This window comes from Grimontia celer, assembly GCF_900055185.1.
Taxonomy (GTDB): Bacteria; Pseudomonadota; Gammaproteobacteria; order Enterobacterales; family Vibrionaceae; genus Enterovibrio; species Enterovibrio celer.
This window is the reverse complement of the sequence record NZ_FIZX01000009.1, coordinates 11773-35388: the sequence shown is the minus strand read 5'-3', so window position 1 is coordinate 35388 and position 23616 is coordinate 11773. Positions and strand designations below refer to the sequence as shown.

The following is a 23616-nucleotide window of genomic DNA, read 5'->3' as shown; positions in this document are numbered from 1 at the left end:
CTACCAGTGTCTGCGGGTAATACACTCAATATCAGGCGACAAAATTGCGATGGTGGCGGAATTGGTAGACGCGCTAGCTTCAGGTGTTAGTGTCCTTACGGACGTGAGAGTTCAAGTCTCTCCCTTCGCACCAAACATCACTTAGGCCTTCAACAGGAAGGATTAAGTACAACAATTTGCGGAAGTGGCGAAATTGGTAGACGCACCAGATTTAGGTTCTGGCGCCGCAAGGTGTGAGAGTTCAAGTCTCTCCTTCCGCACCATGATTGAAAGCAGGCTTTTTTAGCCTGCTTTTTTTCTATCTGCAGTTTGCAATCCGCTCTCTCACTTCAATTTCTCGCGCTTTCATTGCTTAACCCTCTGTATAATCCTCAATCTGTGCTGTAGATCATGCGCGAAGTGATGTGTATCGCATTTCATCCTTGATCTTTACTTTAAAGTTTATATTATCTTTCGAAACGAAAGTTTGGTGGTTACATGTCGAAACGTAATACTCAACAACGTCGCCATGCGATTGTTGCTATGCTGACCGAACAGGGCGAAGTAAGCGTTGATATGCTCTCTACTCTGTTTGAAACGTCAGAAGTAACGATTCGCAAAGACCTTGCTGAGCTTGAGAAAAATGGACTTCTGCTGCGTCGTTATGGCGGGGCAGTTCCGGTTCCTCATGAAATGGTTTCGGAAAACGCAGTAAAAGTTTCGGAACAAAAGTTATCAATCGCAAAAATGGCGGCAACCCGGATCCGCGACCATAATCGAATTGTGGTGGACAGTGGTTCAACGACGGCAGCTTTGATCCCACTTCTTAATCAAAAGCGTGGTCTGGTAGTGATGACCAACTCCTTGAATGTGGCACAGGCCATTAAGGAGTTGGAAAACGAGCCGACGCTCTTGATGACTGGCGGCACCTGGGACCCGCATTCTGAAGCATTTCAGGGGCAGGTTGCAGAGCAAGCATTGCGTGCATATGACTTTGACCAACTGTTTATTGGCGCTGATGGCATCGATGTCAATCGCGGTACGACAACGTTTAATGAAATTGTCGGCCTGAGCCGGGTCATGTCGGAAGTGTCCCGGGAAGTCGTGGTTTTGATTGAGTCCGATAAAATCGGCCGCAAGATCCCGAATCTTGAACTTCCCTGGGATGTGATCACCACGGTGATCACCGACAGTAAGCTTGATGCCACCACCAAACTTGCCATTGAAAATACGGGCACAGAGGTCATCTGCGCCCCAGATTAAAAACGGGGAAAGATATGTGTGGAATTGTGGGCGCGGTTGCGCAAAGGGACGTTGCTGAAATCTTACTGGAAGGTTTGCGTAGACTTGAATACCGCGGCTATGATTCTGCGGGTCTAGCGGTGACTGACAGCGAACAACAACTGCGTCGGCTGCGCAGATTGGGCAAAGTACAGAATCTGTCAGAAGCTTTGGATGAAACACCAGTTCTTGGTGGTACCGGTATTGCTCATACCCGTTGGGCAACCCATGGTGAGCCAAGCGAAGCAAACGCTCACCCACACATGTCAGGCGATAACATTGCTATCGTTCACAATGGCATTATTGAAAATCATGAACCGCTCCGAGAGTTGCTTAAAGGACGCGGTTACGTTTTTACATCCCAAACTGACACTGAGGTCATTGCTCACCTTGTGGATTGGGAATTGGGCCAGGGAGGCGGCCTCATGGAAGCCTTCCAACGTACGGTCAAACAACTGGAAGGCGCTTACGGCACCGTGGTAATGGATAGACGTGACCCAGACCGGCTTATCGCTGCGCGTTCGGGCAGTCCGCTGGTGATTGGTCTTGGCATCGGCGAAAACTTCCTGGCATCTGATCAGCTGGCGTTGCTGAACGTAACCCGCCGTTTTATTTTCCTCGAAGAAGGCGATGTGGCTGAAATTACGCGCCGGAGCGTCAATATCGTCGACGTCCAAGGTGAATTTGTTGAGCGCCAGACTCATGAGTCATCCATTGAACATGATGCCGCTGACAAAGGCCCATACCGCCACTACATGCAAAAAGAAATCTTTGAGCAACCTTCAGCACTTATCAACACCTTGGAAGGACGCATTGATGGCAACAGCGTGCTGGTGGATAGTATCGGCCACGGTGCAGCGGAGATTCTGACTAAAGCTGAGCACATTCAGATTGTTGCCTGTGGTACGTCCTATAACGCCGGTATGGTTGCTCGCTATTGGTTCGAAGACATTGCAGGTGTGAGCTGTGACGTGGAAATCGCATCCGAATTCCGTTACCGCAACTTTGCTACTCGTCCTAATAGCTTATTGATCACCCTTTCCCAATCTGGAGAGACTGCCGATACCTTGGCTGCACTGCGTAAGGCGAAAGAGCGCGGCTTTATGGGGGCGATGACCATTTGTAATGTGGCGGGTTCTTCTTTGGTCCGTGAATCCGATCTGGCGTTTATGACCCGAGCAGGTGCTGAAATTGGGGTAGCATCGACCAAAGCATTTACTACCCAGTTAGCGTCGCTCTTGATGCTGGTAACTGCTGTGGGTAAACAAAAAGGCAACGTGGATGTAGGAAAAGAAAAAGCCATTGTTGAAGCGCTGAACCGTTTGCCAGCGACTATGGAGCAAGCACTGGCGTTCGATAAAGAGATTGAACTGCTGGCAGAAGATTTTGCAGACAAACACCATGCACTGTTTCTGGGGCGTGGAGAGTACTATCCGATTGCCATGGAAGCTTCGTTGAAGTTGAAGGAAATCTCTTATATTCATGCTGAAGCTTATGCTGCTGGTGAGCTTAAACATGGTCCATTGGCGCTGATTGATGCGGACATGCCCGTTATTGTTGTGGCTCCAAATAATGAACTGCTTGAAAAGCTTAAGTCCAACATTGAGGAAGTGCGTGCCCGTGGCGGACAGCTTTATGTGTTTGCAGACAAAGACGCAGGCTTTGAAGCCAGTGAAGGCATGACGATTGTGGCCATGCCGCATGTTGACGAAGTCTGTGCACCAATCTTCTACACCTTGCCAATGCAGTTACTGTCTTACCACGTAGCGCTAATTAAAGGCACAGATGTCGATCAGCCACGCAACCTGGCCAAGGCTGTCACAGTAGAATAATACAGCTTATTAATGAGATAGCTAAATCGAAAAGGAGCCGTATGGCTCCTTTTTATGTCTTGTATACAGTACAGAGTCTGTCTGATTTGCTTTTTGCAATTGGCGATGCCCTCTTGTTATTTGCATTTTGCAAATCATTTCGCAGTCATAATAAGACACTGAGCCCAGAAAGATTAACAGTGCTATTTTAACGAATGGTAAAGTATTGATATTAAATATTTTATTTGATGTCTAAATAGTTGGCCTGCATTGTGCATATTGTCGATAAACAGCACAACTACATAACAGATAGCTGTAAGTCGTAGGGAGTGAAGTATGATCGACTCGAAAGCACAAGTAGCAAAACGCATTAAAGAAGCACGTGAGTGGAAAGGGATCACTCAAGTGAAGATGGCCAAACTACTCGAAGTAGCACGCCAAACGTATCTGGACATCGAAACAGGCAAAACAGAGCCTCGTGTTCGTATGTTGTCGGAAATTGCAGAAATCACCGAACGTCCACTGGTGTGGTTCGTTTATGGTGATGCTGATGTTGAACTGCACGACGTGCAGTACAAACAGGATGTAAACCGCTTGCTGGAACATTTCTCCAAGCTGCCTCATGAGGCACGTACAGCGATCCTGAATCAGAGCGTAAACATGGCATCGTTCCTGGTTAATTACTCGAAATCAGCTCAACGAGGTTAAGCACTTACTTACTTGGCAAGCTCGATATAGCCTTGCCTGCCAAAATAGGTATTGCGTATTTTCGTTGTCATCTGGCTTAGGCAACAGCAGCCCTGATTCACACTTCAACAACACTTTACATGTGTAGAAAACAACCCTGTGCATAATGCAGGATCTAGCAGTAAAGTGCGTCACTGTGAACAGCGCTAATCAGTCTGTTCCTTGGCGCCGAGTTGTGGGGCAAGCGATGTTTATTGTCAAAGCTCATGTTGCACAGCGCATCAGGGAAGCGCGGGAGTATCGGGATATCACACAGGTGGAGATGGCGCAGCACTTGGACGTTGCCCGTCAAACCTATTTAGATATTGAATCTGGTAAAACAGAGCCCAAAGTGTCTTCCCTGGCAATCATCGCTGATGTAACCGGCCGTCCATTAAACTGGTTTTTGTACGGCGAAAGCACGCGAAGCGACATCGCGTTTACGCACAGGGATGATCTCAATACCCTGTTGGCGCTATTCAGTCAGTTACCCGAGTCAGCGCGTAACCTTGTGATGGATCAGGCGTTGCTGCTGGCACAGTACATGATAAACATGACGTCGCCGGAAAGAGACCAATAAGTAAAAGAACAAAAAGCCCAGCATTGCTGGGCTTTTTTGTCTTTCTTGTATTGCCTGGTTACTGAGATTTAGCCAGGAAAAACTTGTAGGAAGGGTTATCAGTTTCATCCTTCCACGCATATCCCAGCTCGCGTAAGTGGGCGGTAAACGACAAGATGTCTTTGTCATCCAGTTCAAAACCACACAACACGCGACCATAATCAGAACCGTGATTGCGGTAATTGAAGATGCTGATATTCCAGTGCGTTCCCAGCGTGTTGAGAAAGCGCAGCAGTGCTCCCGGGTATTCCGGAAACTCAAAGCTGTAAAGACGCTCTTTCATCGCTTTGGTTGGTCGTCCGCCAATCATATAGCGGATGTGAACCTTCGCCATTTCATCATCAGACAAGTCCTGTACCGGATATCCACCTTTACGCAAATCGGCAATGATGCCATCGAGCTCTTCCTGTCCATTTTGCAAACGCACACCTACGAAGATATTCGCCAATGTGTCATCGCTATGACGATAGTTAAACTCGGTCACGGCACGGCCCCCGAGAATTTTGCAAAACTCTAGGAAAGCACCGGTGCGTTCTGGAATGGTAACAGCGAGCAGGCCTTCGCGCTTCTCGCCCAGCTCAGCGCGCTCAGAGACATATCTCAGGCTATGGAAATTGGTGTTCGCACCTGAAAGCACGGCTGCCATCTTCTTGCCTTTCAGCTGATGCTGCTCGGTGTATTTCTTGAGACCCGCCAGCGATAAAGCGCCAGCAGGCTCTGAAATCGCACGGGTATCTTCGAAAATATCTTTCACGGCCGCGCAGATTTCATCACTGGATACCGTGATGATGTCATCGAGGTGTTCCTGGCATAGACGGAAGCTTTCATCACCAATGCGTTTTACCGCTACACCATCAGCGAACGTGCCGACATTGTCCAGGGTCACTGGTTCTCCAGCATCCAGTGCAGCTTTCAGGCAGGCCGAATCTTCTGCTTCAACCGCAACGAGTTTGACCTGTGGCATCAGCTGTTTGACGATGACTGCCACGCCTGCTGCAATACCACCCCCGCCCACAGGCAGGAAGATATATTCCAAGTGACCATTCTGTTGCAGCATTTCCATGCCCATGGTGCCCTGACCCGCAATCACCAATGGATGATCAAAAGGTGGTACAAAGGTGTAACCATGTTCTTCCGATAGCTCTACTGCTCTGGCTTTTGCTTCATCGAAGTTATTGCCATGCAAAACCACGTTGCCGCCAAAACCGCGCACAGACGCCACTTTGATGTCTGGCGTTGTGCGTGGCATAACGATGGTGGCCTTGATGCCCAGTTTATGCCCAGACATTGCAACGCCCTGCGCATGGTTGCCTGCAGACGCGGCAATAACACCGGCTTTTTGCTGAGCTTCAGTGAGTTGCGACATCATGTTGTAGGCGCCGCGCAACTTGAATGAATGCACCGGCTGGCGATCTTCACGCTTCAGCTGGATGGTATTGCCCAAACGCTGCGAAATTCGCGGCATATCCTGCAACGGGCTGACAATCGCTGCCTCATACACAGGTGCGCGCAAGATATCACGCAGGTAATCGGCATTACTAAGCGGTGCAGGGTCACTGTGTTGTTGGCGTGCCTGACTCATGATTACCCCTCCAGCTTGCTTTTATCGCGCACAGCACCTTTATCGGCACTGGTTGCCATGCTGGCATACGCTTTCAGTGCAAATGACACTTCACGTACTCGGGACTCAGGCTTCCAGCCTTTCGCATCTTGCTCGGTGCGACGGGCAGAGAGCTCCGCATCATCAACTTCCAGCACGATTGAGCGGTTTGGAATGTCTATGGCGATGATATCACCTTGCTTGACCAAGCCGATGGTGCCGCCATTTGCTGCCTCTGGAGATATATGACCAATTGACAGACCACTGGTACCGCCGGAGAAGCGGCCATCAGTGATCAGAGCACACTCTTTACCAAGTCCCATAGATTTAAGGTATGTGGTTGGGTACAGCATTTCTTGCATACCTGGACCACCTTTTGGACCTTCATAGCGGATAACTACCACTTCACCGGCTTTCACTGCGCCGCCAAGAATGCCGTTGACCGCATCTTCCTGGCTTTCAAATACATGGGCAGGACCACGGAAGGTGAGGTTTTCCTCTGCCACACCGGCGGTTTTCACGATACAGCCGTCGATAGCAATGTTACCGCTCAGTACAGCAAGACCGCCGTCCTGGCTATAAGCATTTTCTTTGGTACGGATACAGCCTTCTGTGCGATCGTCATCGAGTGTGTCCCAACGGCAATCCTGAGAGAAGGCTTTGGTAGTACGAATGCCTGCTGGGCCAGCGCGGTAGAAGGTTTTCACATCTTCATTGTCTGTTACCGCAATGTCGTATTTCGACAGCGTATCTGCCAGGGTTTCACCCAACACGTTTGGTACATCAGTTTTCAGAAGGCCAGCGCGATCAAGTTCTCCCAGGATACCCATTACGCCACCCGCGCGGTGAACGTCTTCCATATGGTATTTCTGGGTGGAAGGGGCCACCTTACAAAGGTGCGGCACCTGACGGGACAGACGGTCGATGTCTGACATGTCGAAATCGATTTCACCTTCCTGTGCGGCTGCAAGCAGGTGAAGAATGGTGTTGGTCGAGCCACCCATGGCTATATCCAGTGCCATGGCATTTTCCAGCGCAGTTTTGCTGGCAATGTTGCGAGGCAGAGCGGACTCGTCATCTTGCTCATAGTAACGCTTGGTCAATTCAACAATGCGCTGACCTGCGGTGATGAACAGTTGCTCACGGTCGGCATGGGTTGCCAGCATAGAACCGTTACCCGGCTGGCTGAGGCCCAGCGCTTCGGTTAGACAGTTCATGGAGTTGGCGGTGAACATGCCGGAGCAAGAGCCACAGGTAGGACACGCTGAACGTTCGATCTGCTCGCTTTGCTCGTCGGACACGTTTGGATCGGCACCCTGGATCATGGCATCTACCAGATCCAGTTTCAGGATCTGATCGGAAAGCTTGGTTTTACCTGCTTCCATTGGACCACCAGAGACAAAGATCGCTGGGACATTCAAGCGCATTGCCGCCATCAGCATTCCCGGGGTGATCTTGTCACAGTTGGAGATACATACCATGGCGTCGGCACAGTGCGCGTTCACCATGTACTCCACAGAGTCTGCGATGATTTCACGTGATGGCAGGCTGTAAAGCATACCACCGTGACCCATGGCAATACCGTCATCGACGGCGATGGTGTTAAATTCTTTGGCGATGCCACCAGCGGCTTCGATTTCTTTTGCCACAAGCTGGCCGAGATCTTTCAGGTGCACGTGACCTGGTACAAACTGTGTGAAAGAGTTCACCACAGCGATGATAGGCTTACCAAAATCCTCATCTTTTACGCCGGTTGCACGCCAAAGGGCGCGGGCACCGGCCATATTGCGGCCGTGGGTGGTGGTGGCTGAACGATACTTAGGCATTTCCTTATTCCTCTAAAACTACTTATTTGGCGTCCGGAGAGACCGGATCCAGCCATCCCCATTTGTCTTCTGTTTGACCGTTGAATAGGCCAAAGAAGGCGGTTTGTACTTTCTCTGTGACTGGGCCGCGTTTGCCTTCACCCACAGTAATTTGGTCAACACTGCGAACCGGTACGATTTCCGCCGCTGTACCCGTCATGAAGACTTCATCTGCCAGATAGAGTGCTTCACGCGCGATGTTCTCTTCACGCACTTCATAACCCATGTCTTTGGCGATGGTCATGATGGAGTCGCGGGTGATGCCCGGAAGGATTGCGCTGGTCGCAGGAGGTGTTGAAATCACGCCATTTTTTATCACGAACAGGTTCTCACCGGCACCTTCTGACAGATAACCATCCACACTCAAGGCGATACCCTCAGCGTAGCCATGACGACGGGCTTCGCCACCGACTAACAGACTCGACAGGTAGTTACCCCCTGCTTTAGCTGCGGTTGGGATAGTGTTTGGTGCTGCACGATTCCAGCTTGAAATCATGGCATCGACACCATTTGCCAGGGCATCTTCGCCGAGGTAAGTGCCCCAGCTGAAGGCAGCAATGATAAGGTCCATTTTGGTGTCTGGCGGCGGACAAACGCCCAGACCAACGTTACCAACAAAACCCAGTGGACGGATGTACGCAGAATTCAGGTTATTGGCGCGCAGTGTTTCGCGGCACGCTTCCATCAGTTCCTCGACTGAGTACGGGATAGGGAAGCGGTAGATTTTTGCGCTGTCTTTCAGACGTTGCATGTGTTCGCGATGACGGAAGACGACCGGGCCATTCGGGGTGTCGTAGCAACGAATCCCTTCAAAAACCGAAGTGCCATAATGCATGGCGTGGGTCAGTACGTGAACCGTGGCGTCTTGCCATGGAATCAGTTCGCCGTTTGACCAGATATAATCCGCTGTGTTTGCCATTCTTATTAATCCTTATAACGCATTACTGTTGTTCTAGCGGGAGCAGACGTACGCGTGAGACATCCCATAATTTGTCTAACTGGCTCTGAAGATTGGCGATAGGACGATCGCTCTTCACTTGCAGGGTAATTTCAACCGCATTGGTGTCATCGGTATGATGCATATCTAGGCTCGTCAGGCGGAATCCACGGTGACGGACAATGCGCAGCAGACGTTCCAGCAATTCTGGTTGGTCGTCTGCATTGATTAACAGGGTGTGTGATTGGCTCATGTGCGCTCCAACATATCCTGGTTAGCGGCACCGGGTGGAACCAGTGGCCATACATTCTCTTCCTCTGAGATAGCAACATGCAGCAGGTAGGCTTTGTCACTTGCCAGTAACTCCTGCAGAGCAGGGATGACTTCGTCTTTACGGGTAATGGTCTTCCCTGGGATATTAAAGGCTGAAGCCAGTGTGACGAAGTCAGGGTTATCCGATAAGTTGGTTTCGCTGTAGCGCTCTTCAAAGAAAAGCTGTTGCCATTGACGCACCATACCTAATCGCTGATTATCCAGCAGCACCATCTTAACCGGAATATTACGGCGTTTCAGGGTACCAAGCTCCTGAATGTTCATCATAAATGAACCATCTCCAGAAACTAATACAACTTCATCATCAGGACGGGCCATTTTGGCGCCCATAGCAGCAGGTAAACCAAAGCCCATGGTGCCAAGACCTGCGGAGGTTAACAGGTTTTCCGGGCGACGTGGCTCAACGTGCTGCGCCACCCACATTTGGTGTTGGCCAACATCGGTGGCGACGACGGTGGAGTCCGGCATCATGTCAGAAAGCTGTTTAAGGAGCAGGGGCGCAAAAATTGGATCGCCCGGGTGGTCATAACGCCAGCCGAAGTCCTTTTTCATGGTCAGCACGCTGTCTTGCCATGCTTGGATATCTGATGGCTCGCCCAACTGCGGCAACACGGTATTTAGCTCACCGCGAAGTGCTACATTGGCGCGGCGCAGTTTGTCGAATTCAGCGGCGTCGATATCAATGTGAACGACTTTAGCGTTAGGCGCGAAGGTATCCAGCTTGCCAGTAACGCGATCGTCAAAGCGCGCACCAATGGCAATCAATAAATCAGACTTCTGCACTGCGAGGTTAGCCGCTTTGGTGCCATGCATACCGAGCATGCCGAGATAGTAGGGATAATCTTTGTCGACCGAGCCAAGCCCTTTCAAGGTGCTGGTGGCTGGGATTTGACTGTGATTCAAAAACTGACGAAGGGTGTCTGTCGCATGGGCCAGCTGTACGCCGCCACCGACATACACCATTGGTTGCTTGGCTTCTGCGATCAGAGCATTGGCTTCTTGCAGCGAGGCTTCAGATACTTGAGGCGACGCTGGCTGATGCACGATAGCCGAAAATGCCTCTTCGATTTGGGCAAGCTGCACGTCTTTGGCGATATCTACCAGCACGGGGCCTGGGCGCCCTTCTTTAGCAACCACAAAAGCTTCTGCCAGTGTGGAAGCGAGTTTAGATGTATCGGTCACCAGAAAACTGTGTTTGGTGCAGGCAAGGGAAAGACCGAGAACATCAACTTCCTGAAAGGCATCGGTGCCGATAAGTGGGCTGGCAACCTGACCTGTGATAGCGACGATGGGCACTGAGTCCATCATGGCATCCGCGAGACCCGTGATAAGGTTGGTCGCACCAGGGCCAGACGTAGCAAGACACACACCAACACCACCCGTTGATCTCGCATAACCGATAGCGGCCATGGCTGCGCCTTGCTCGTGACGGCAAAGGACGTGATCAACGCCGCCGTCATAAAGGGCATCATATACGGGCATGATCGCACCGCCCGGATAACCAAAGAGTGTTGTTACGCCTTGTTTTCGTAAGGCTTCAACTACCAGTTGTGCACCTGTCATTGTGGCCTCCCGTAAAATCCTGTGAGGGAGGTTATTTGCTCTGCTTCCTGAGATGGTCCCATACCGCGTTTTCCTTTTTGCGTCTTGCAACCGCACGTCCAAATGTGAAAAAAGCCCCCGGACCTTTCGATGCGGGGGCTGTTGCGATGTTTGTTTGCTATGTTCTAGCCGTCGCTGCCCCTCGCGGTAGTACCACCACGATAATTGAAATAATAATGACTAGGGCGCGAGATAGATGATTCATTTTGTCTCTTCAAGCACCGTTTGTGTCGGCGCTGTATGTTTATGTCAACGTTTGTTTGCACAGATGTTGTCTGCTCATAGTGGTATCACAGACTTCTGTCGCATGACAAGCAAAAAGTGGCCGGAATTTCCAATTTCCGCTTCGTAATGCAGTAATACTAATAGTTTATGCAAATAACCTATTGATAGTTAAATAGTTACTGATTATATCCTATGAATCTTGCCATTATTCAAAGTCGCGCCTGTGTTGGCGTCGAAGCGCCACAGGTGACCGTCGAAGTCCATATCAGCAATGGATTACCAGCTTTTGGTTTGGTCGGCCTTGCCGAAACCACGGTCAAGGAAGCCCGCGACAGGGTGCGAAGCGCCATTGTGAATTCGGGCTTTGAGTTTCCGGCAAGACGCATCACGGTTAACCTCGCCCCTGCGGATTTACCCAAAGAAGGGGGGCGCTTTGATTTACCCATCGCTCTCGGTATTTTGGCGGCTTCTGGGCAAATTCCAATGAACAAGCTCGAGAGCCATGAATTTGCGGGAGAGCTGGCTCTTTCCGGCCAGCTACGCGCAGTAAAAGGCACTTTGCCTGCTGCCGTTGCATGCCGAGAAGCGAAGAGAAGTTTGGTGGTGCCAGATGAAAATGGTGGTCAGGTGGCGCTGGTGGGTCGGGATATTCATGTGTCTGCGCCGGATCTGATTTCCGTTTGCCGTCACTTAAGCGGACAGGGCAGCCTGATCCTGAAAGAGCCTGAAGATGACGAAGTAACGCCAAATACCGCTGGGCGTTGTATGCAGGACATTATCGGCCAGCAGCAGGGAAAACGGGCGCTGGAGATTGCAGCTGCAGGTTCGCACAATTTACTTTTTCTTGGCCCGCCTGGAACCGGAAAAACCATGCTGGCATCACGTATGGCTGATCTGTTACCGCCAATGAGTGACAAAGAAGCGCTCGAAACCGCGGCGATCACTTCCCTGACGGAAAAACCACTTCACGAAGGTAACTGGCGCAAACGGCCTTTTCGCACGCCCCACCACTCCAGCTCAATGGCAGCATTGGTGGGTGGTGGCAGTACACCAAAACCGGGCGAGATCTCTCTGGCACACAACGGCTTGCTCTTTCTTGATGAGATGCCCGAGTTCGAACGAAAAGTATTGGATTCTTTGCGTGAACCTCTTGAATCCGGTGAAGTCGTGATTTCCCGCGCCAACGGTAAAACCTGCTTTCCAGCCCGATTCCAGCTTATCGGCGCACTTAACCCCAGTCCGACCGGACACTATGAAGGCCAGTTGGCGCGATCCAATCCACAGGCGACGCTTCGTTATCTCAACCGCTTATCAGGTCCTTTCCTGGATAGGTTTGACCTCTCGATTGAAATCCCAGCTTTGCCTCGAGGTACGTTAACTGAAGGTGGTGATCGCGGCGAGCCGACGGAAGTGATTAAAGCGCGGGTAGAAAGGGCAAGAGCTGTGATGCTCGCACGGTCGGGCAAGGTGAACAGCCTACTGTCGAGTCGGGAGATTGAAACTTATTGCCCGCTAGATAAAGCGGATGCGGACTTTCTGGAAACGGCGTTGCATCGGCTGGGACTTTCTATCCGCGCATATCACCGGATTATCAAAGTGGCACGTACCATTGCGGATTTGTCTGGTGAGGCGAATATTCAAAGGGGGCATTTGGCTGAAGCATTGGGTTACCGTTCGATGGACAGGCTTCTTAAACAGCTGACGGCACTGGCAAGTTAGTGTGTTCAAGGTAAGCGCAGACTGATGTGACCACTTGTAACTGAATGGTGTTTTTTATTTCTGCGTCGTATTATGACCTTTGGATGACAACTCAGTGAATATACCGCGAGATTGAGACATTGTTACTTTATCTGAACTCATTTCTGGTCTGCTTGAATACTGCGTTTTGGTCAGTGCTGATCTGCTGTTTTGCCCTGATCAAAATGTTGTTACCCATTCCGGTTTTGCAAAGAGGGGTTACACGCCTTTGCAATGGGATGATGTGGGCATGGGCAACGGTAAACCAGAAGCTTCTGAACCTGACCTCCGATGTGGAATGGGATATTCAGGGTGGTGAGAATCTGAGAAAAGACGGTTGGTATCTGCTTATCTGTAACCACCTCAGTTGGACTGACATCGTTGTGATTTTTTCGGTATTCCGAAACCGTATTCCGATGGCGAAGTTCTTCTTAAAGCAGCAACTTTTATACGTCCCGTTTCTTGGCATGGCTTGTTGGGCAGTGGATATGCCATTCATGAAACGCTATTCGCGCCAGTACCTGTTAAAACATCCAGAGAAGCGTGGCAGCGATCTGGACACTACACGAAAATCTTGCGAGCGCTTTCGCCACACCCCTACCACTGTGGTCAATTTTGTTGAAGGCACCCGCTTCACCGATGAAAAAAAGCAGCAGACGCGATCGCCGTATAACAACCTGCTACCTCCTAAAACTGGTGGCATTGCTTACACCTTGGGTGCAATGGGCGATCAGTTTGATGCCATTATCAATGTGACAGTGGCGTATCCGGATAACCGCCATTTGCCCTTTAGAGATCTGCTCAGCGGGAAGATGAAAAAGATTGTGGTGCGCATCGACACACTGCCCGTTGATGAAAATGTCAAAGGCGATTACTTCAACGACAAAGTGTTCAAGCGCCGTTTCCATCAGTGGCTTAATGACGTTTGGGAAGCTAAAGACAGCAGGCTGGATGGTATTTATGGCCACACGCAGCCAGACGTGGATATCGTCGAGCGAGAGAAAACGGCGGTTTAAATCACAGATAACAAAAAAGGGCCTGATGGCCCTTTTTTCATGCTGTTTGGTTCTCTTACTGGGTCAGCAGGAAGTTAACCAGTGCGAAGTAATCTTCTTTGGTCTTCACGGTTTTTGGTGTCACGTGGTATTTGCCGTTCACAATCAGTGCAGGCACGCCACGAAGACCAGAGTCCTGGAAGGCTTTATCGAAGCGGTTTGCCATACCATTTGCTGCAAAGCTGTTGAAAGTGCCGTCAAACTTCTCAGCGTCTACACCTTCATCGATAAACATCTGGCGCAGTTCTTCTTCATTGCGTGGTGGCTTTTGCATCAGGTGAATACGGTTAAAAATCACCGGCACCATCTTGTCTTCTACATCCAGCATCACTGCGGTTGCATAGGCTTTGCTCAGAGCTTTACCCATATTACCACCCATGAATGACACATGGTTCTTGGTGAAGTTAGCATTATCTGGAATGTTCTTCTTCAGCTCTTGCATCAGCGGTTCGCTTTTAAAGCAGTGTGGGCAATAGAACGAGAAAAACTCAACCACACTCGGTGTGTCGCTCTTTGGCAGGTCGAGTACCTGATAGTCTTCCCCTGCGTTGAAGCGCGCTGCCTGCGCCGAAAAAGCCAACATTGCCGCTGCAGCTACAGCCAACATTTTTTTCAACATAACGTCTTTTCTCCCTGAGTGTTATTCATGGCTGCTTACCATTGAGGAGCCAGTGTGAGCGGTGGTTCTTCAAGGGCGGCCAATTGTTCTTTAAAGGCGAGTACCTGATTTTCCCAGTATTTTGCCTCAGCAAACCATGGGAATGCACGCGGAAATGCCGGATCTTCCCAGCGTTTTGCCAGCCATGCCATGTAATGCACCATTCTCAGACCGCGTAATGGTTCAATTAGTTGCAACTCATTGGCGGGAAAATCGTGAAATTCTGAATATGCCTCGGAAATCGTATCCAGCTGAGCGAGCTGGTCGTGTCGGTCACCGTTGAGCAGCATCCAGATATCCTGAATGGCAGGGCCGTTCCTTGCATCATCCAAGTCCACAAACATAGGGCCATCGCGCCAGAGAATGTTGCTGGGGTGACAGTCACCGTGCAAACGCAGGGTGTTCATATTGGGGTTCCAGCGCTCCTTTAATACGCTGATTAGACGGTCAAGATCAGCAAAAAAGGCATTTTCGAGATGTATTGGGATGAAGCTTGAATTTTCCAGCGCTTTACGCGGCGCGAAGAGGTATTCATCCAGACCAATGGTCGGACGGTGCACAAAGGGCTTACTGGCGCCGACTTTGTGGATACGACCTAAAAAGCGGCCCACCATTTCAAGCTGGTCCCAGTTGTCCACTTCGAACGTTCGGCCACCGACACTTGGGAAAACCGCAAACTGGTAGCCTTCGAAGTTGAACAGAGTTTCTCCGTCGATTTTCATTGGTGCGGCGACTGGAATTTCAGCCTGCTCGAGATCATCGGCAAAGGCGTGCTCTTCGAGGATTTGCTCTCGGCTCCAGCGCTGTGGTCGGTAAAACTTGGTCACCAATCGACGGCGTTCTTCGTCCTGAAACTGATAGACCCGGTTTTCGTAGCTGTTCAATGCCAGAAGGCCTGATTCCGGGCGAATGCCAACCGACTCCAATGCATTGAGTAAGGTGTCTGGCGTGAGATGTTCATAGCTAAATTGGGCGTCGCTCATAGGGTTGGCTAGGTTAAGGTGTGTGGGTTGTGATGGTAGCAGAGTTTGCTGTCGAAGATAAAAAACGGACGCTCAGCTGGCGTCCGTTTTTTCGGAGAAGTGCGCTACATCTTACTGATAAAGCGGCTTTCTGTTTCTATGGTCTTCTTATCGTCCCCCGATTGGCGTTCCAATACGAAGGTGATATTGGCCACTGGCGCGCTCAGCTCATAAGGGTCAACCCCCAGGCTGATTGGTAGGGTGAAGATCTCACCGGCGGTCAGGGTCACTTCCTGCTTGCCATACCATTCCACCCCGTCAAGCCCTTTCACGGTGATTGAGTAGGTTTCCGGTGATTGAGTCTTGTTGAGTATTTTCAGGGTGTAGGTATTTTCAATCAGGCCGTCGCTATTGGTCTTAAATAGCTGTGTGCGGTCACGGATAACGTCTAGTCCCATTGGTTGCACGGCAGAGAAGAGCATCACAAACAGTGCCAGCATGGCTACCATCACAATCCCATAGCCAATCAGCTTAGGTCTGACGATATCGACTTTATGACCTTCGAGTTTGTGCTCCGTGGTGTAGCTGATGAGGCCTTTGGCGTAGTTCATTTTGCTCATGGTCTCGTCACAGGCATCAATACAGGCACCACAGTTGATGCACTCATATTGCAGGCCATCACGGATATCGATACCTGTCGGACACACCTGAACACACAGGTTACAGTCGATGCAATCGCCCAATCCTTTCTCTTTCGGATCGACTTTGCGCGAACGTGGACCGCGCTTTTCACCGCGCTGGGTGTCGTAACCCACGATGAAGGTGTCTTTGTCGAACATAGCGGATTGGAAGCGTGCATAAGGACACATGTGAATACACATGATTGAGCGCATCCAACCTGCGTTTCCGTAAGTACAGACACTGAAAAACAGCACCCAGAAGGCGACCCAGAAACTGCTGCTGAAGGTAAAGAAATCGATAAAGAGCTCTTTGACAGGTACGAAGTAGCCAACAAATGTGAGGCCGGTGAGGAGTGCAACGGCAAACCAGCATATATGTTTGGCTGTTTTTCGTAGGAATAACTCTTTCGTGATTGGCAGCGAGTCCTGCTTCTTCCGCTTGTTGGCCGTACCTTCAAGCTTTTCCTCAAACCAGATGTAGATAAAGGTCCATACCGTTTGTGGACAGAGATACCCACACCAGACCCGCCCTAAAAAGGTAGTGATAAAGAAAAGGCCAAAGGCGGCAATCATAAACAGTGTGGCGAGCAGGGTCAGGTCCTGAGGCCAAAGGGTGGTGCCGAAGAAGTTGAACTGTTGCTTGCCGATATCAATCAGGATCGCCTGGCGGTCGCCATATGGGATCCATGGGGTCAACACGAACAACAGCATAAAGAACCAGCCCATTTTCTGGCGAAGCTTCTGGAATACCCCAGTCATCGCCCGCACATAGATACGGTTGCCTGGGTTGAAACGATCGCCACTGTTTTTATGGGTTTTAGGATTGAACTCTTTGGGGGTAACGTCTTTGACGTCAATTTTATCCTTGCTCATGACACCTGCATTCCTTGGGTCAATCGGGATTACCCGAACATTGCTGACACTGATACGTTGTCAGTGTCTTTCATCGATTAACACTCAACACTTTGATAGCTATCTATCACTAACTTAAATGATAGTCGCCAGATTATATCTGAGGAGGAAAGAGGAATTCTGTGCGTATGGTGGGAAAATAACCGGACAATCACACCACTAACGTGTAACAGCCTTTTGTTTTGAATATAAAAAAGCGAAGCCTGTAGCTTCGCTTTTATGTCCGGTTTATTGCGCACTCTTAGCTGATAATGCCACGCGCGCGCAAAATAGCGGTTTTGAAGTCGTTTTCGCAGTCTTTTGCCAAGCCTGGGATCATTTCACCTTTTTGGCTGTTACGCATTTTCAGATGATAAATCAGCACGTCATCGGTCAGATCTTCCAGCTTACCCTCGTATCCAGCTTCTTCTGCCAATTTACTGATCATTTGAAGCAGGTTCAGTTCAGGCTCTTTCTGCCACTCAGGATGAAGCAGTTCGATAAGTTCATTAACGCGATGACATTTCATTTTTGAAGACTCCAACTGGCCGAATTTTGGCCTTACTTTTTATGTGACTTATCTGCTTACAGTACCAGATTCAGGCGGGCAGACCAATCACAGCAAGGGTCAATTAAGCCGCTTCACCTTCTGGCATTTCAACCACGACAGGTGTTGGACGCACCAGAGTCAGGTCTGGAGTGCCATTCAGATTCGTGTTGGTTTTGCTTTTGAATACTGGCGCAAAAAAATGTGCACGCATGCGTGATGGAGTGCGGGTAACACGTACAGGTCGAACAGTAACAGGGCGCATTTAAGGTTCTCATTGGTTGCGCATCCATGACGGGGTTCTCTTACAGAGTGACGTCAGGAATTCCAATGGCTGCTAGCCTTACTGCGTGCTCACTCTGGGGTTCGCGAATTGCGAAATCGGGCGGATAATAACAGGAAAAAATTGCCGAAAAAAGCAGCAGTGATAAAAATAATTCGCGCAGAAAAAAAGGCGGAGTAAACCCGCCTTTACAGTGAGTGTCTCGCCCTTATGTCACGGGCATGACACGATTTCTACCCAAGTTTTTGGCCTCGTATAATTGGGCGTCGGCACGACTGATGAGGTTACGGATACTTTCGCCCTTTTCATATTCCGCTACGCCTATCGAGACCGAGATGTTATCAAGCTTCTTGCCGGTTTTCTTGTCCTTGATTGCCAGCTTGTCGATGGTAGCGCGGATGGTTTCCGCGACTCTACAGCCGCCGCTTAGCGCGCGATTTGGCACCAGTAGAGCGAACTCTTCCCCACCATAACGGTAAGCGTTGATGCCATCACGACAATAGTCGGACAACCGCTTGGCAGTGAGCTTCAATACCTGATCGCCCATCAAGTGACCATAGGTGTCATTGAAACTCTTGAAGTGGTCCAAATCGCACAGCAACAGACTGAAACCTTTCGGCGGTGGTTTGGCTGCCAATGTTTCCAGCTCTGTATCAAAGGCGCGGCGGTTATAGATGCCGGTCAGTGCATCGTGCAAAGCATCATCATTAGCCTGCTGAAGTGTTTCTTTCAGTCGGGATATTTCTTTTTGCGCATCGGCTAACTGGCTTTTGAAGAAGTTGGTGGATTGGCGGAGTTCATTGGAGCCTTTTACGGCTTTTCTGACCACCGCAACGGTTTCTTCCATCGACAAAGCTTCTTCCCCGACCCGTGCAAGCTGGGAAAATGTTTTATCCAGCGTGTTTTGGAAAGTGGCGGTGTCTTTGAGGGTATCTTCCATGGTGTTACCCATCTCCAATGCCAAGGCTTGGAGCCCGCGTTGGAATTCATCGACGTCTTTGACCTTCTCGTCAGCAACATGTGTGTTGTATAGCTCTTCGCTGAGTGTTGGGCTTAACGTGCCTGTCTCTTTGATAGATTCATCTATTTTTTTTGAGAGTTCGTTATCAGCGTTGGCCACATAGGTGTACCAGAGGGCGTAATTAGGTGGCGTCGCGGGAACCTGGTACTTCATCAGAAGGGGAACAACTTTCTTCAAATATCCAGAGCTTAGCGCAAAAATCTCTTTTGACATGGCTGGCTTATTCTCCGTAATTTTTCGAGGCAAAAACGCCATCGATTACCAGTCTTTTAAGCTTAGACTGAATTTGGCGCGTTGCTGTGACAGCATAGGAATTGTTTTGTGTCTAAAATCCGAGAGCAGCCTATACGCAAAACCGAGAAGGACTGAAAAACATGGGATGGTTGAAAAAAACGTTGGCTAAAGTGGGATTTGGAAGCGCAGAAGTCAGCGTCGAACTGGACTCCACAACCTTGATACAGGGCGAACAAACCAAGGTGCTGGTGACCGTCACTGGCGGTGATGTTGGCCAACCAGTCGATGCGATTGAACTGTCGGTTTGCTGCGACTACATGGGATGGGAAGAGCTAAGAGCTCAAGGCGAACAAGGTAGAAAGAAGCAACGTCGTCGCAAATCTTATGTTTTGGCTAAATGGGCTCTCCCGGATGCGTTTACCACTGAACCAGGTAAATCTACGCATTTTGAATCAGCAATGACCCTTCCACTGAATACTCCCTTGTCGATGGGTGATGGCAAGATTTGGCTTGAAGTGAACCTCGATATTCCGATGGGTAAAGACACCTCATCGAAAACCGAGTTGACGGTGAAACCGGATAACCAACTGGATGCGGCTTTCACCGCGTTTGAGAAATCAGGCTTTCGCATCGAAAAGGTGAAAAACGAAGAGGTAGAGCGTCAGTCAATGCCGTTTGAACAGCGGTTTGAATGGGCACCGGTTTCAGAGCCTTCCCAATCTGTGTTCAGGGAAATGACGCTGGTGGCAACCAGACCGGAAGATGGGCTTCACCTTGCGATGATTTTTGGCCGACAGGGTGAAGGTATTGGGGCGGCAGTGGGTCGCTTTGTAGGCGCTAACAAGCTTTCACGTGAATTGACCCTGTCAGGCGGGCCAGAAGAAGTGGCATCTGAAGTCAAAACATTGCTGGCTCAAATCTCGCAATAATTTAAGCTTACACGTGTACGCTTAAATGTGTCATACTCGCCGCTGAACTCATCAAATGCGTTATCAATAAGGATACTGTCGCATGACAACAGCGGCTCCATATTCGGTAAAAGAAGAGATAGCCAGCAGTGTTAGCCATGGCCTGGGTGTGATTTTTGGCATCGTGGCTTTAGTGATGCTTTTGGTGAAAGCCATTGGTGAACATGCCGATGCGCTCAGTATTGCCAGCTACAGCGTGTATGGTGGTAGTATCATCCTGCTTTATCTGGCATCCACCCTTTACCATGCTATCCCGTTTGCTGGCGCGAAACGCGCTCTCAAAACCTTCGATCACTGCGCCATTTATCTTCTCATCGCGGGTACCTATACCCCGTTTATGCTGATAAGCCTCAGAACGCCGCTGGCAAACTGGGTGATGGCGTTGATTTGGGGGATTGCGCTGGTCGGGGTGATTCTGAAAATTGCCTTTGTTTACCGGTTTAAATCTCTGTCACTGGCGACCTATCTGGCGATGGGGTGGTTGTCCTTGGTGGTGGTTTATCAGCTGGCGCAGGTGATGCCGACAGCCGGTATGGTATTGTTGGGCTTGGGTGGTTTGGTGTATTCGCTGGGCGTGATTTTCTACGTGAAACAAAGCATTCCCTACAATCATGCTATCTGGCACCTGTTTGTGCTGGGCGGCACGGTACTGCACTTCCTCGCTATTTACTGGTACGTACAACCTGTGTGATTTGGCTGGCGCGATCAATCGCGCCAGAAAACCGGAAACAGTAAAACCAGCACAGTCAGAATTTCCAATCGTCCCATCAACATACCAATACTGAGCGCCCACTTAGCAGTATCAGATAATCCGGCGAAATTCCCTGTTGGTCCAATCATGGTACCCATGCCTGGTCCCACGTTAGCAACTGCAGTCATTGCCCCTGTTAGACTGGTGATACCATCAAGTCCGGTGGCGGCGAGTATCATGGCGACAGCCAGAATCGTCATGATGTAGGTGATCGCAAACGCCACTACTGAGCGAACAATGTCTTCGTTGACCGGGCGGCCGTTGTAGCGCTGGATGAAGACGCCCGAAGGGTGCACCAATTGCTGAATCTGTTTTTTCAGCAAAGCCAACGCAATTTGAAAACGGAAAATTTTCGCGCCGCCTGCGGTAGAACCTGAGCATCCTCCCACCAGCAACATAAAAGCAAAAATCACCGACGCGAAAGGCCCCCAGGCGGTGAAATCATCCAATCCAAATCCTGTTGTTGTCACCACTGAGATGATGTTAAACAGCGATACTCGGATGGCATCCATCACCGCATAGTCTTTGGTGAGTACGAGCCAGAGTGACACCATCAGCGCCGTTGCCAGCACTAGGTAAGTAAACCCTCGAACCTGCGCATCGTTCACCAACATGCTCGGCTCGCGTCGGCGTAGCGCATTAATCATCAAAAGAAACGGCAGGCCGCCGGCGAACATAAACAAGGTGGCGACCCAATGCGCGGCATGACTGAAGTGGTTCATTGAACTATCTGACGTGGAATAACCACCTGTCGATAGCGTCGTCATGGCGTGGTTCACTGCTTCAAATGCTGTCATGCCCGTTAGCCAGTAGGCGACAAAACATAGTGCGGACAGCGAGACATAAACCTTCATGATGCTGATAGCGACGTTCTTGGTGCGTGGGCTGGATTTCGCTGACCAGTCGGAAGACTCGGTCTGGAACAGACGCATACCACCGACATTCAAAAAAGGCAGGATGGCTACGCCCATCACGATAAACCCTACGCCACCGAGCCATTGTAAGATGGAGCGCCAAAGCAGAATCGATGGTGCCATATTATCAAGACCACTCAGCACCGTAGAGCCTGTGGTGGTAATACCGGACATGGTCTCAAAGTAGGCGTCAGTAAAACTGATGTGGTTGATGAAGACAAACGGCAGGGCAGCGAAAGCACTGGCAATTAGCCACACCATGGTGGTGATAACAAACATGTCGCGGGCGTTGAGACGGAAATCCTCGGTTTTACCGAGTGTCAGACAAGCAAATGCGGCGACGTGGGTAATGATGACCGCAAGGCCAAAGTCGAGAAAACCGGCGGTACCGGTGAAAAAGGCAGTAAGGGTGGGTACATACATAAATAGGGCGATCTTGGATAAGACCAGCCCTATGACGAACAGTACCGGTTTGAAGTTAACCATACACTGTGATGCGTTTTGTCTTTAGAGGAAGAATGGACTTGGCTGGAACAGCCTTTCCACGTCCGGAATATACTTCTTATCCACCAGGAACATCACTACGTGATCGTCCTGCTGAATAACGGTTTTATCGTGTGCGATCAGGACTTCCTCTTCCCTTACGATCGCACCAATGGTCGTACCCGGCGGCAGTTTGATGTCGCCAATAGCACGTCCCACCACTTTGGAGGTGTTGGAATCACCGTGGGCGATGGCTTCAATCGCTTCTGCCGCGCCGCGGCGAAGCGACGACACGTTCACGATGTCGGCTTTACGCACGTGGGTAAGCAGTGCTGAAATGGTGGCTTGCTGCGGCGATATCGCCACATCAATCGCACCGCCCTGTACCAAGTCCACGTAAGCACCGCGTTGAATCAACACCATCACTTTTTTAGCGCCAAGGCGCTTGGCCAGCATGGCTGACATGATGTTGGATTCATCTTCGTTGGTGACCGCAATGAACACGTCAATCTGGTCGATATGCTCTTCGCTCAGAAGTTCCTGATCTGCAGCATCACCACAGAAGACGATGGTGTTCTCGAGAATTTCCGAAAGCTGCTCTGCGCGTCGCGGGTTGCGTTCAATCAGCTTCACGCTGTAGGAGCGCTCAAGGCTTCGCGCGAGACCTGCACCGATGTTACCACCACCGACAATCATGATGCGCTTGTAAGGTTTTTCAAGGCGCTGAAGCTCACTCATCACCGAGCGGATGTGGTTACTTGCTGCCACGAAAAAGACTTCATCGTCCGCTTCGATAATGGTCGTGCCTTGCGGACGGATAGGGCGGTCACGACGGAAAATAGCAGCTACACGGGTATCTACATGGGGCATGTGCTCGCGAAGTGCAGACAGCGCATTACCTACCAGTGGACCACCGTAATACGCTTTGACCGCAACCAGGCCGACTCTGTTATCGGCAAAGTTCACCACCTGCAGTGCACCCGGGTATTCAATCAGGCGCTGAATGTACTGAGTGACCAGCTCTTCCGGTGCAATCAGGTGATCGACGGGACAAGCATCGGTCTGGAACAATTGGTCTTTGGTGGCGAGATATTCCGGGCTTCGGATACGGGCAACGCGGTTTGGCGTGTTGTAGAGCGTGAAAGCGACCTGACAGGCGATCATGTTGGTTTCGTCGGAGTTGGTGACCGCGACCAGCATGTCGGCATCCTGTGCACCTGCTTCTAGCAGTGTGGTGGGATGGCTGGCGTAGCCTTGTACCACACGAAGATCATATTTGTCCTGCAGCTCTCTGAGTCGCTCGGGGTCTTTGTCTACAATGGTGATGTCGTTGTTTTCGCCCACCAGATTTTCAGCCAGTGTGCCACCGACCTGTCCAGCCCCCAAGATGATGATTTTCATAACGTCTGCGTGAACCTCGGTTCAATTTTTATTGTTATCGCGGGCAGTTGCTG

At 50.3% G+C, this 23616-nt stretch carries 21 protein-coding genes and 2 tRNA genes; 10 read left to right on the top strand and 13 right to left on the bottom strand.

Features of this window, described 5'->3' with window-relative positions; all coding sequences use genetic code 11:
* Positions 1 to 46 precede the first annotated feature (46 nt).
* The 6 genes from GCE9029_RS24165 to GCE9029_RS24140 all read left to right on the top strand — a co-directional run bounded on the left by GCE9029_RS24165 (position 47) and on the right by GCE9029_RS24140 (position 4377).
* Positions 47 to 133: transfer RNA gene (locus tag GCE9029_RS24165), tRNA-Leu, on the top strand.
* Between the two features lie 45 nt (positions 134 to 178).
* A tRNA-Leu gene (locus tag GCE9029_RS24160) sits at positions 179 to 263 on the top strand.
* Positions 264 to 477: 214 nt separating this feature from the next.
* On the top strand, positions 478 to 1242 hold the full coding sequence (locus GCE9029_RS24155; RefSeq protein ID WP_062667713.1) for a DeoR/GlpR family DNA-binding transcription regulator: 765 nt from the start codon (positions 478 to 480) through the stop codon (positions 1240 to 1242).
* 14 nt (positions 1243 to 1256) lie between these two features.
* On the top strand, positions 1257 to 3092 hold the full coding sequence (glmS, locus tag GCE9029_RS24150; RefSeq protein ID WP_062667711.1) for a glutamine--fructose-6-phosphate transaminase (isomerizing): 1836 nt from the start codon (positions 1257 to 1259) through the stop codon (positions 3090 to 3092).
* Between the two features lie 315 nt (positions 3093 to 3407).
* Complete coding sequence (locus tag GCE9029_RS24145) at positions 3408 to 3779, top strand: helix-turn-helix transcriptional regulator (protein WP_002540823.1); 372 nt, start codon at positions 3408 to 3410, stop codon at positions 3777 to 3779.
* A 226-nt stretch (positions 3780 to 4005) separates the two neighbouring features.
* Entirely contained in the window at positions 4006 to 4377 is a 372-nt protein-coding gene (locus GCE9029_RS24140) for a helix-turn-helix domain-containing protein (RefSeq protein WP_062667768.1), read from the top strand.
* Positions 4378 to 4435: 58 nt separating this feature from the next.
* Here the strand turns inward: GCE9029_RS24140 and ilvA are convergent, their stop codons facing one another.
* Genes ilvA through ilvG form a run of 5 tightly spaced genes read right to left on the bottom strand, consistent with a single transcriptional unit; the run spans position 4436 to position 10714 of the window.
* Positions 4436 to 5998, bottom strand: a complete 1563-nt coding sequence (gene ilvA, locus GCE9029_RS24135; RefSeq protein WP_062667709.1) for a threonine ammonia-lyase, biosynthetic — start codon at positions 5996 to 5998, stop codon at positions 4436 to 4438.
* A 2-nt stretch (positions 5999 to 6000) separates the two neighbouring features.
* Complete coding sequence (gene ilvD, locus GCE9029_RS24130) at positions 6001 to 7842, bottom strand: dihydroxy-acid dehydratase (protein WP_062667706.1); 1842 nt, start codon at positions 7840 to 7842, stop codon at positions 6001 to 6003.
* Between the two features lie 22 nt (positions 7843 to 7864).
* On the bottom strand, positions 7865 to 8800 hold the full coding sequence (gene ilvE / locus GCE9029_RS24125) for a branched-chain-amino-acid transaminase (RefSeq protein WP_062667705.1): 936 nt from the start codon (positions 8798 to 8800) through the stop codon (positions 7865 to 7867).
* Positions 8801 to 8822: 22 nt separating this feature from the next.
* A complete protein-coding gene (gene ilvM / locus GCE9029_RS24120) occupies positions 8823 to 9071 on the bottom strand; it encodes an acetolactate synthase 2 small subunit (RefSeq protein WP_046307966.1) in 249 nt (82 codons plus the stop codon).
* The gene (gene ilvG / locus GCE9029_RS24115; protein WP_062667704.1) at positions 9068 to 10714 is read right to left on the bottom strand and encodes an acetolactate synthase 2 catalytic subunit; all 1647 of its coding nucleotides are present in this window, start codon (positions 10712 to 10714) and stop codon (positions 9068 to 9070) included. Before ilvG ends, ilvM begins: the two co-directional genes overlap by 4 nt.
* Before the next feature lie 456 nt (positions 10715 to 11170).
* Here ilvG and GCE9029_RS24110 point away from each other — a divergent pair, with 456 nt between their 5' ends.
* Both GCE9029_RS24110 and yihG read left to right on the top strand, forming a co-directional pair.
* Positions 11171 to 12697: a YifB family Mg chelatase-like AAA ATPase gene (locus GCE9029_RS24110; RefSeq protein ID WP_062667703.1), complete on the top strand. Its 1527-nt coding sequence runs from the start codon at positions 11171 to 11173 to the stop codon at positions 12695 to 12697.
* Positions 12698 to 12807: 110 nt separating this feature from the next.
* Positions 12808 to 13731: a 1-acylglycerol-3-phosphate O-acyltransferase, YihG family gene (gene yihG / locus GCE9029_RS24105; protein WP_497463374.1), complete on the top strand. Its 924-nt coding sequence runs from the start codon at positions 12808 to 12810 to the stop codon at positions 13729 to 13731.
* 55 nt (positions 13732 to 13786) lie between these two features.
* Here yihG and GCE9029_RS24100 read toward each other — a convergent pair whose 3' ends face one another.
* The 6 genes from GCE9029_RS24100 to GCE9029_RS24075 all read right to left on the bottom strand — a co-directional run bounded on the left by GCE9029_RS24100 (position 13787) and on the right by GCE9029_RS24075 (position 19025).
* Positions 13787 to 14389 (bottom strand): thiol:disulfide interchange protein DsbA/DsbL, encoded by a 603-nt coding sequence (locus tag GCE9029_RS24100; RefSeq protein WP_002540835.1) that lies wholly within the window; start codon positions 14387 to 14389, stop codon positions 13787 to 13789.
* Between the two features lie 35 nt (positions 14390 to 14424).
* Complete coding sequence (locus GCE9029_RS24095) at positions 14425 to 15411, bottom strand: serine/threonine protein kinase (RefSeq protein ID WP_062667701.1); 987 nt, start codon at positions 15409 to 15411, stop codon at positions 14425 to 14427.
* Between the two features lie 104 nt (positions 15412 to 15515).
* Positions 15516 to 16943 carry a cytochrome c oxidase accessory protein CcoG gene (ccoG, locus tag GCE9029_RS24090; RefSeq protein WP_062667698.1) on the bottom strand — a complete coding sequence of 476 codons (1428 nt, stop codon included), beginning with the start codon at positions 16941 to 16943 and terminating at the stop codon, positions 15516 to 15518.
* Between the two features lie 280 nt (positions 16944 to 17223).
* Entirely contained in the window at positions 17224 to 17490 is a 267-nt protein-coding gene (locus GCE9029_RS24085; protein ID WP_062667696.1) for a YihD family protein, read from the bottom strand.
* A gap of 103 nt (positions 17491 to 17593) precedes the next feature.
* Positions 17594 to 17773 (bottom strand): hypothetical protein, encoded by a 180-nt coding sequence (locus GCE9029_RS24080; RefSeq protein ID WP_062667695.1) that lies wholly within the window; start codon positions 17771 to 17773, stop codon positions 17594 to 17596.
* Between the two features lie 226 nt (positions 17774 to 17999).
* Positions 18000 to 19025 carry a GGDEF domain-containing protein gene (locus GCE9029_RS24075; protein ID WP_062667766.1) on the bottom strand — a complete coding sequence of 342 codons (1026 nt, stop codon included), beginning with the start codon at positions 19023 to 19025 and terminating at the stop codon, positions 18000 to 18002.
* Between the two features lie 161 nt (positions 19026 to 19186).
* Between GCE9029_RS24075 and GCE9029_RS24070 the strand changes: the two genes are divergently transcribed.
* Positions 19187 to 19975, top strand: coding sequence for a sporulation protein (locus GCE9029_RS24070; protein WP_062667694.1), 789 nt, complete (start codon positions 19187 to 19189; stop codon positions 19973 to 19975).
* An 82-nt stretch (positions 19976 to 20057) separates the two neighbouring features.
* Positions 20058 to 20705, top strand: coding sequence for a PAQR family membrane homeostasis protein TrhA (gene trhA, locus GCE9029_RS24065; RefSeq protein WP_062667693.1), 648 nt, complete (start codon positions 20058 to 20060; stop codon positions 20703 to 20705).
* Between the two features lie 14 nt (positions 20706 to 20719).
* Here the strand turns inward: trhA and GCE9029_RS24060 are convergent, their stop codons facing one another.
* A complete protein-coding gene (locus GCE9029_RS24060; RefSeq protein ID WP_062667686.1) occupies positions 20720 to 22165 on the bottom strand; it encodes a TrkH family potassium uptake protein in 1446 nt (481 codons plus the stop codon).
* 21 nt (positions 22166 to 22186) lie between these two features.
* Complete coding sequence (gene trkA, locus GCE9029_RS24055) at positions 22187 to 23563, bottom strand: Trk system potassium transporter TrkA (RefSeq protein ID WP_062667685.1); 1377 nt, start codon at positions 23561 to 23563, stop codon at positions 22187 to 22189.
* Between the last annotated feature and the right edge of the window lie 53 nt (positions 23564 to 23616).

Coding starts and splice junctions, on each gene's coding strand:
- GCE9029_RS24060 (WP_062667686.1), bottom strand. CDS start 22,165: ATGGTTAACTTCAAACCGGTACTGTTCGTCATAGGGCTGGTCTTATCC.
- GCE9029_RS24075 (WP_062667766.1), bottom strand. CDS start 19,025: ATGTCAAAAGAGATTTTTGCGCTAAGCTCTGGATATTTGAAGAAAGTT.
- glmS (WP_062667711.1), top strand. CDS start 1,257: ATGTGTGGAATTGTGGGCGCGGTTGCGCAAAGGGACGTTGCTGAAATC.
- ilvE (WP_062667705.1), bottom strand. CDS start 8,800: ATGGCAAACACAGCGGATTATATCTGGTCAAACGGCGAACTGATTCCA.
- GCE9029_RS24080 (WP_062667695.1), bottom strand. CDS start 17,773: ATGCGCCCTGTTACTGTTCGACCTGTACGTGTTACCCGCACTCCATCA.
- ilvG (WP_062667704.1), bottom strand. CDS start 10,714: ATGACAGGTGCACAACTGGTAGTTGAAGCCTTACGAAAACAAGGCGTA.
- GCE9029_RS24095 (WP_062667701.1), bottom strand. CDS start 15,411: ATGAGCGACGCCCAATTTAGCTATGAACATCTCACGCCAGACACCTTA.
- GCE9029_RS24100 (WP_002540835.1), bottom strand. CDS start 14,389: ATGTTGAAAAAAATGTTGGCTGTAGCTGCAGCGGCAATGTTGGCTTTT.
- GCE9029_RS24110 (WP_062667703.1), top strand. CDS start 11,171: ATGAATCTTGCCATTATTCAAAGTCGCGCCTGTGTTGGCGTCGAAGCG.
- ccoG (WP_062667698.1), bottom strand. CDS start 16,943: ATGAGCAAGGATAAAATTGACGTCAAAGACGTTACCCCCAAAGAGTTC.
- trhA (WP_062667693.1), top strand. CDS start 20,058: ATGACAACAGCGGCTCCATATTCGGTAAAAGAAGAGATAGCCAGCAGT.
- ilvA (WP_062667709.1), bottom strand. CDS start 5,998: ATGAGTCAGGCACGCCAACAACACAGTGACCCTGCACCGCTTAGTAAT.
- trkA (WP_062667685.1), bottom strand. CDS start 23,563: ATGAAAATCATCATCTTGGGGGCTGGACAGGTCGGTGGCACACTGGCT.
- GCE9029_RS24085 (WP_062667696.1), bottom strand. CDS start 17,490: ATGAAATGTCATCGCGTTAATGAACTTATCGAACTGCTTCATCCTGAG.
- ilvD (WP_062667706.1), bottom strand. CDS start 7,842: ATGCCTAAGTATCGTTCAGCCACCACCACCCACGGCCGCAATATGGCC.
- GCE9029_RS24070 (WP_062667694.1), top strand. CDS start 19,187: ATGGGATGGTTGAAAAAAACGTTGGCTAAAGTGGGATTTGGAAGCGCA.
- GCE9029_RS24140 (WP_062667768.1), top strand. CDS start 4,006: ATGTTTATTGTCAAAGCTCATGTTGCACAGCGCATCAGGGAAGCGCGG.
- ilvM (WP_046307966.1), bottom strand. CDS start 9,071: ATGAGCCAATCACACACCCTGTTAATCAATGCAGACGACCAACCAGAA.
- GCE9029_RS24145 (WP_002540823.1), top strand. CDS start 3,408: ATGATCGACTCGAAAGCACAAGTAGCAAAACGCATTAAAGAAGCACGT.
- GCE9029_RS24155 (WP_062667713.1), top strand. CDS start 478: ATGTCGAAACGTAATACTCAACAACGTCGCCATGCGATTGTTGCTATG.